We start from the raw sequence: 4,506 nt of genomic DNA on the forward strand, positions 1-4,506 counted from the left end.
GGGTGTCGCCGCCGGCCGGCGGCGACCCGGGGGCGGCCCTCGTCAGGCCCCTCCGGGGCCCTCCTCGGGCCGCATTGCCATGGGCGTGCGGCCCGGTCTGGTTTCCGGGCCTGCGTCAGCTTTCCTGGCAAGGGCGGAGGCCTCCGGCGGGGGTATTTGGACAAAGAAGAAGGTCAATACGGGTTCTTCGGGGATCGGTCGGCAGACAGGCTCTGCTGGCGCCGCTCCACCAGGAGTTCGATCGCATCGGCAAGATGCTTTTCCTGGATGTTGTAATCCCCTGCCGCCACCCGCATCCGGTGCGCTTCGATCATCACGTCGGCATGGGTGCAGCCCGTGGGTGGTTCGAACCTGTAGGAGGCCAGTTCGATCAGAAGGCCCATGGGATCGGTGAAATAGATCGAGTCCATGAAGCCCCTGTCCTTGGGGCCGGAATGCTTGATGCCGCGCTCGTCGAGCCGGGTGACGCACTGGCTGAAAGTGGCCTTGCTGACATTTAAGGCGAGATGGTGGACACAGCCCGGTTCGGTGGGCGTGCGGCGCGGGTCGGGTGTGCGATCCTCGTTGGTGAAGACAGTGATGAGCCGCCCGTCGCCGGGATCGAAGTAGAGATGACCCTCGCGCGGGTTGTCGAGATTGGGCTGGTCAAAGATGAAGGGCATGCCCAGCACCCCCTCCCAGAAATCGATCGAGGTCTGCCGGTCGGCACCGGTCAGCGTGATGTGATGGACGCCCTGAACCTGAAGTTTGCGCATGATCTGTTCCCCCTTTGCCTCCTAGAGTAAGGCCCAGACGCGTAATGGCAATGAAAAGCGGACCAGATCGGGCCTCGGCCCGGGCCTTGCCCGCTTCCCGGCGTGATCCTGCCTTGCTTTCGCCGCAGGAGTTGACGAGGTTGCTGCCAGATTTTCCGCCAAAGGAGCGACCCCATGAAACCGAACCAACTGGTCAAGGTCGTCACGAGTTCTCTTGTTGCCCTCACCCTTGCAACCGCGTCCATCGGCGCAGGCGCCCTGATCGCCTGGCCTGCCGAGGCCCAGGGCAACAGCGGCAACAGCAATGCTGGCGGCAACGGGAACGGCAATGCCGGTGGAAATGGTGGCGGAAACGCCAATGGCCACGGCAATGGAAATGCTGGGGGCAACGGCAACGGGCACGGGCTGGTCGCCCGCGAACTGGGCGGTCTCAACGCCGCCCATGCCAGCGAACAGGCCTTCCTGAACGCGGCTGCCAACAGCCGGGTGGGCGAGCTTGCGCCGCTGCGCGAGGCCTATGGCGCGGCCGACGAAGCCTATCGCACCTGGCAGGAGGCCTTTGCCGCCTACACCGCCGAACGGGATGGCTGGCAGGGCAGAAGCCCCGAAGTGATCCAGGGCGAAATCGACGCGCTCGATGAAGCGTCGGAAACCTATGCCGAGGATCTGGAGCGGCTTGAAGGGGAACTGGCCGCGCATGACGCGCATGAAACCAGGCTTGCCTCTCTCGCTGCTGCCTCGAACGAGGCGGGTGAAGCCTATGAAGAGGCCGAAGGCGCGGCGGAGGAGGAACTGGCGCAGCTGGCGGGCGGGCTCGACCTGTCGGAGGACGCGCTGGCCGAATTGCGCCGCCTGCTGACGCGCTGAACCGGCTATGATCTGAAATGGAAAAGGGCCTGTCCCAAACGGGGCAGGCCCTTTTTCAGGTCTGGCTTTTGGCTCAGCTCGCAGCGCGCGACTGGCGCTTGCGTTCATGCGGGTCGAGGAAGCGCTTGCGCAGGCGAATGGCATTGGGCGTCACTTCGACCAGCTCGTCATCGTCGATATAGGCGATGGCCTCTTCGAGGCTGAACTGAACATGCGGGGTCAGGCGCACCGCGTCATCCGTGCCCGAAGCGCGCACGTTGGTCAGCTTCTTGCCCTTGAGCGGGTTCACTTCCAGGTCGTTGTCGCGGCTGTGCTCGCCGATGATCATGCCGGTATAGACCGGGGCCTGCGGGCCGATGAACATGCGGCCCCGCTCTTCGAGGTTCCACAGCGCATAGGCCACCGAGGTGCCGTTTTCCATCGAAATGAGCACGCCCGCGCGGCGGCCCGGGATCGGGCCCTTGTGGGGGGCCCATTCGTGGAAGACCCGGTTCAGGACGCCGGTGCCGCGCGTATCGGTCAGGAACTCGCCGTGATAGCCAATGAGCCCGCGCGACGGCACATGGGCGATGATCCGCGTCTTGCCGCCGTTTTGCTTCATCTCGACGAGGTTGCCCTTGCGCGGGCCGGTGATCTTCTCGATCACGGCGCCGGAATACTCGTCATCCACGTCGATGGTGACTTCCTCGATCGGTTCCAGCGTGTGCTCGCCGTCATCGCGCAGCAGAACCTGGGGGCGGCTGATCGACAGCTCGAACCCTTCGCGGCGCATGTTCTCGATCAGGACGCCCATCTGCAATTCGCCCCGGCCCGCGACTTCGAAGGCCTCGCCGCCGGGCGTGTCGGTCACGCGGATCGCCACGTTGGACTCGGCTTCCTTCAGCAGGCGCTCACGGATCACGCGCGACTGGACCTTCTTGCCGTCGCGGCCGGCCAGCGGGCTGTCGTTGATCCCGAAGGTGACCGAGATGGTCGGCGGATCGATGGGCTGGGCTTCCAGCGGATCGTCCACGGCTAGGGCGCAGATCGTGTCAGCCACAGTGGCCTTGGACATGCCGGCAAGCGACACGATGTCCCCCGCGACCGCTTCGTCGATATCCTGCATCGACAGGCCCCGGAAGGCCTGGATCCGGGTCACGCGGAAGCGTTCGATATTCTCGCCCACGCGGCTGAGGGCCTGCACGGTCGCCCCCACCTTGATCCGGCCCGACTCGACCCGGCCCGTCAGCAGCCGGCCCACGAAGGGATCGGCTCCGAGCGTGGTGGCCAGCATGCGGAAATCTTCGCTCTCGCGCTTGATCTGCCTGGGCTTGGGCACATGGTTCACGATGAGGTTGAAGAGCGCGTGAAGGTCCTTGCGCGGGCCATCGAGCTCGGCATCCGCCCACCCGGAACGGCCCGAGGCGTAGAGATGCGGGAAGTCGAGCTGGTCCTCGTCGGCATCGAGCGAGGCGAACAGGTCGAAGCATTCGTCGAGCGCCCGGTCGGGCTCGGCATCGGGCTTGTCGACCTTGTTGAGCACCACGATCGGACGCAGGCCGAGCGCCAGCGCCTTCGATGTCACGAACTTGGTCTGCGGCATCGGGCCTTCGGCTGCGTCGACCAGCAACACCACCCCGTCGACCATCGACAGGATGCGCTCCACCTCGCCGCCGAAATCGGCGTGGCCAGGGGTGTCGACGATGTTGATGCGGGTGCCCTTCCATTCGACACTGGTGGGCTTGGCGAAGATGGTGATCCCGCGCTCGCGTTCGAGGTCGTTGGAGTCCATGGCGCGCTCGGCCACGGCCTGGTTGGCGCGGAAGGCGCCCGATTGTTTCAGAAGCTCGTCGACAAGCGTGGTCTTGCCATGGTCAACGTGCGCGATGATCGCGATATTGCGGAGGTCCATACCATGGGCCTTTCGGGTAAAGCTGAGTTGGCCCCGCCGTTACAGGGATGCGCGCGCAAAGGCCAGAGCAAAACTCTTGCAAAGAGTTTAGCAAGTTCCCTTGGGAGGAATTTGCCCGCTCTCAGTCGATCTTGCGCAGGCGCACCACGACATCGACCTTGGCCACTTCGTAGCCTTCGGGCGGCGTGGGCAGGGCGGCGATCTTCAGTTCCGCCTTCGCCGCATCGACCAGTTGCCCGTCTTCCTCGAAATAGAAATGGGGGTGATCGTCGGTGCGGGTGTCGAAATAGCTGCGGGTGCCGTCGACGGTGACTTCCTGCACAAGCCCGGCATCGCTGAAGGCGCGCAGGGTGTTGTAGACCGTGGCCAGCGACACTTTCTCGCCCGCAGCCAGGCTTGCGGCGTGCAGGCCCTCGGCGGTCACGTGCCGGTGCTGCCCGTCGCCCACAAGCAAGGTGGCCAGCGACAGGCGCTGACGGGTCGGCCTCAGGTCGGCCGTGGCAAGCCACTTGGTACTGCGTTCGAGCGCTTCGGGTGTCATCCGGGGTCTCATTCCGTCGATTTGACGTATAATATAGTCGCGGGTCGGACCGGTTTTCAAACGGATTCGGGTTGACCTGCGTCTTCGCCGCGCCCGGCAGGCCCTGCGTGATCCTTGCGCCGGGGCTTGCGCAGGTGCTAGGGGATGACGAATTTGGAAGGCCGGGGACATCGGCCAGAAGGGAAGAGGCGGACAAGAATGGCAAATTACCCCACGAGCTTCGACCGGGACGACCTGCTGAAATGCGCACGCGGAGAGCTGTTCGGCCCCGGTAATGCGCAGTTGCCGGAACCGCCGATGCTGATGATGGACCGGATCACCGAGATCTCGGGCGATGGCGGCCTGCACGGCAAGGGCCATGTCGTGGCCGAGTTCGACATCAATCCCGACCTGTGGTTCTTTTCCTGCCACTTCCCCGGCAACCCGATCATGCCCGGCTGTCTTGGGCTGGA

The 4,506-nt window shown here is 64.7% G+C and carries 5 protein-coding genes; 2 read left to right on the forward strand and 3 right to left on the reverse strand.

Annotation, left to right across the window (positions count from 1 at the left end; translation table 11 throughout):
* Positions 1-173: 173 nt before the first annotated feature.
* A complete protein-coding gene (locus ACEQXV_RS18725) occupies positions 174-755 on the reverse strand; it encodes a VOC family protein (RefSeq protein WP_370270439.1) in 582 nt (193 codons plus the stop codon).
* 174 nt (positions 756-929) lie between these two features.
* On the opposite strand from ACEQXV_RS18725, the gene ACEQXV_RS18730 reads away from it, so the two are divergent.
* On the forward strand, positions 930-1,622 hold the full coding sequence (locus ACEQXV_RS18730) for a hypothetical protein (protein WP_370270441.1): 693 nt from the start codon (positions 930-932) through the stop codon (positions 1,620-1,622).
* Positions 1,623-1,695: 73 nt separating this feature from the next.
* Here ACEQXV_RS18730 and typA read toward each other — a convergent pair whose 3' ends face one another.
* Positions 1,696-3,513, reverse strand: a complete 1,818-nt coding sequence (gene typA / locus ACEQXV_RS18735; RefSeq protein WP_370270443.1) for a translational GTPase TypA — start codon at positions 3,511-3,513, stop codon at positions 1,696-1,698.
* Between the two features lie 121 nt (positions 3,514-3,634).
* A complete protein-coding gene (gene irrA, locus ACEQXV_RS18740; RefSeq protein WP_370270445.1) occupies positions 3,635-4,054 on the reverse strand; it encodes an iron response transcriptional regulator IrrA in 420 nt (139 codons plus the stop codon).
* A gap of 198 nt (positions 4,055-4,252) precedes the next feature.
* On the opposite strand from irrA, the gene fabA reads away from it, so the two are divergent.
* A partial coding sequence (gene fabA, locus ACEQXV_RS18745; protein ID WP_370270446.1) for a bifunctional 3-hydroxydecanoyl-ACP dehydratase/trans-2-decenoyl-ACP isomerase occupies positions 4,253-4,506 on the forward strand: 254 nt, incomplete at its 3' end.

The sequence above is a fragment of the Nioella sp. genome (assembly GCF_964229645.1).
Lineage (GTDB): Bacteria > Pseudomonadota > Alphaproteobacteria > Rhodobacterales > Rhodobacteraceae > Nioella.